At 43.3% G+C, this 2,673-nt stretch carries 3 protein-coding genes; all 3 read right to left on the bottom strand.

All coding sequences use genetic code 11. The features are described from left to right. Positions 1-40 precede the first annotated feature (40 nt). The 3 genes from RYL27_RS11330 to RYL27_RS11320 all read right to left on the bottom strand — a co-directional run bounded on the left by RYL27_RS11330 (position 41) and on the right by RYL27_RS11320 (position 2,641). Positions 41-1,060, bottom strand: a complete 1,020-nt coding sequence (locus RYL27_RS11330) for a hypothetical protein (protein ID WP_314967220.1) — start codon at positions 1,058-1,060, stop codon at positions 41-43. 208 nt (positions 1,061-1,268) lie between these two features. Next, complete coding sequence (locus RYL27_RS11325) at positions 1,269-2,087, bottom strand: N-acetylmuramoyl-L-alanine amidase family protein (RefSeq protein ID WP_183681864.1); 819 nt, start codon at positions 2,085-2,087, stop codon at positions 1,269-1,271. A gap of 110 nt (positions 2,088-2,197) precedes the next feature. Further along, on the bottom strand, positions 2,198-2,641 hold the full coding sequence (locus tag RYL27_RS11320) for an undecaprenyl-diphosphate phosphatase (protein ID WP_314967221.1): 444 nt from the start codon (positions 2,639-2,641) through the stop codon (positions 2,198-2,200). Positions 2,642-2,673: the final 32 nt, after the last annotated feature.

Below are 2,673 nucleotides of genomic sequence, written 5' to 3'. Positions count from 1 at the left end.
AGACGTGTGCTCTTCCGATCTTCCCCTTCTTGGATAAATTTTATTCCTCTGAATCTCCAAAGCTATCTGTATAAGGAAGTCCCGCATCCTGCACATCCTGCTTTTCTTCCCCAATGGGATAAGCCAGGAAGGAGTTCTTGTCCCACTGCACTACGCCGATGGAAGTTATTAATCCGCAAATAAAAGTGAAGAACAGCTGTAAACCGAGGTTCTTAAAATAATCTGCCTGCAAATTGGCCGTTTCCACAATAGCCACTACATTTTTAAACGTAAAAGACAGGCTGAGCTTTGTTCCCTCCATGCCGAACATATCCGGTGTAAAATATCGCTGAATCATTAATGCCCAATCCAGGCGGTTAATTAAGTACATAGCTGCCAGCATAATAATGGCGGAGATGATAATACCAATCTTTTGAATTCGACCGGCAAAGAACTTATATCCTCCCATAACCAAACCGCCCATGACTACACCGCCAAACCAGCTTACATAGCCCAACTGAGAAATACCGAGAACCACTGCTCCGGCTACCACTGCTCCCAAAAGAGCACCTACTGTTCCCAATAAGATACTGCTTGATCCTCTAAGGGCAATCTTATCCTGTTTTTCCTGAATTCCTCTTTCAATCTCCGCATATTCCGATTTTGTAATAATCTTTACTCCCTGAGCAAAATAGGTGGATACTCCCTGATTAACGCCGCTGATTTCCGAACAATTCTGAAATCCCCTATCCTGCAGGAATCTGGCCAAAGCCGGTAAAATCTCTTGGAATCTTTTCACTGTACCGTCCTTGGTAAAGGCTCCGCTAAGGGTGAAAACCACACGATAATTTTTCTTGTTCACTCCTATAGTCTTTAAATATTTATTATACTCTTTTATGCCTTCAAAGTCCGCCTTTGTGGGCTTCTCGCCTCTGGTGACAGAGACATTCAGATAATATAGAGAGCCTTTATCCGCATTTGTAATCAGCATATCATAACCGCCGACCTCTCCCACTGCAGCATTACCGTTCTTATCATAATAAAACCCTAAGCCCTCTGCCAAAGTCTTCACTAAAACCATCTTTTATTTCCTCCGATATTTTTTGGAATCTTAATTTCTTAAGAATACTCCGTAAATTTTATGAACCTTCTCCATTATACAGATTTCCTCTAAAAAAGCCACTCTCTTTTTTCTACAAAAAAGGTCTGAAATCGAGACAGCTTGGAACGTCTCGTTTTCAGACCTTTACTGCAAAACTATTCTTTTATAAATTCTTTAAGGAGCCTATTTAAGAGGAAAATCCGTAGTAGATATTTACTCCCTTTACCAATCCATCTGCCAGATTGTTTAAGGTCTTTTCACCATGGTCGGAGACCTTATCTCCCAGCTCAATGTCTACAGAAGGAATGGTGGAATAGGAGGTTTGGGTTAAATCCATATCCATTCTTCCCTTTCCGAAAATCTTCACTCCCTGTCCCTTTAAACCACTGATTAAGCTGTCTCCCAGCTTTTCGTGGTTCTGCCAGTTACTTGCCACCGGCTCCATCCTCTTTAATCCATCCGGAACGGACATAAAGAATGCACCCTTGTCCTTGGTGGTTGCATCCCAATGCAAAGCAATATGGGCATCCGCCTTGTTGTTGGCTAAAACGGTACGGGCAATATTGTCCAGCTGTACATCCTCTTCACTGCGAATCATCAGCACATCATATCCCTCTGCCAGAAGCTTTTTCCCTAAAATATGAGCCATCTGCAATGTTACGGTAGCTTCTCTGGTGCCGTCCTGGAAGGTCATACCGGAGGACACTGCCGAAGCCGTAGTCACGCCTGCCGCATTGGTTCCGCCGGTTAACTTTCTGGTGCCGTCCGGATGGCAAAGGGTTCTCTGCTTCTCTCCCCCCTTGGTTCCGTGACCTGCATTTACCGCAATGGTAATATGCTTCGGCTCCTTTACATCGCTGGTATATAAAACGGCCTTTCCTGTATTGATTTTAGAATTCCCCGCATACTTCCAGTTTAAATTTAAACCGATTTCCGTAGCGGCGAAGCTTTGCATCCCCATCACAAGGGATAAGGCCATAGCTAAAACTACTCCTCTTGCTTTCATTTTACTCCCTCTTTTCCTTTTTTATTCTCCTAGTATATCGACCGTTTAAGCATAACGAAGTAGCCTTTTCTAAACAAGCCCCTTTCCTTTACAGTGCCATTACGGATTTCTTACAGCACCAAATGGGATACGGCAAACCATAAAAGAATCACGCCGCCAAAGAGAATTCTATAATAAGCGAAGGGAAGAAAATTATGACTGCGAATATAGCGCAGTAAAAAACGAATACAGTATAGGCTGACAAAATAGGACAAGAGCATGGATAAAAGCAACATAAACCATTGTCCTGCACCGAAATTCCCCGCGTGCTTAATCAGTTTTAAAAGACTAGCCCCTGCCATCACCGGCACACTTAAGAAGAAGGAGAATTCCGTGGCTGCCAATCTTCCTACCGATAGAAGCATGGCGCCCAAAATAGTAGCTCCTGAACGGGAGGTTCCCGGAATCAGAGCCAAGCACTGGAAAAGTCCAATCAGAAGAGCATTTTTCCAAGAAAGTTCCTCTACAGTTAAAGTATGAAACTGATGTCCCTCATTTCTTCTTTCCAGTAAAATGAAGAAGATACCTTAGAGAATCAGCATCAGGG

Origin of the sequence: Oribacterium sinus, assembly GCF_963537195.1 — a bacterium.
GTDB classification, from domain to species: Bacteria; Bacillota; Clostridia; order Lachnospirales; family Lachnospiraceae; genus Oribacterium; species Oribacterium sinus_A.
Note: the sequence above shows the minus strand (reverse complement) of the source record. Positions and strands in the feature narration are given on the sequence as shown.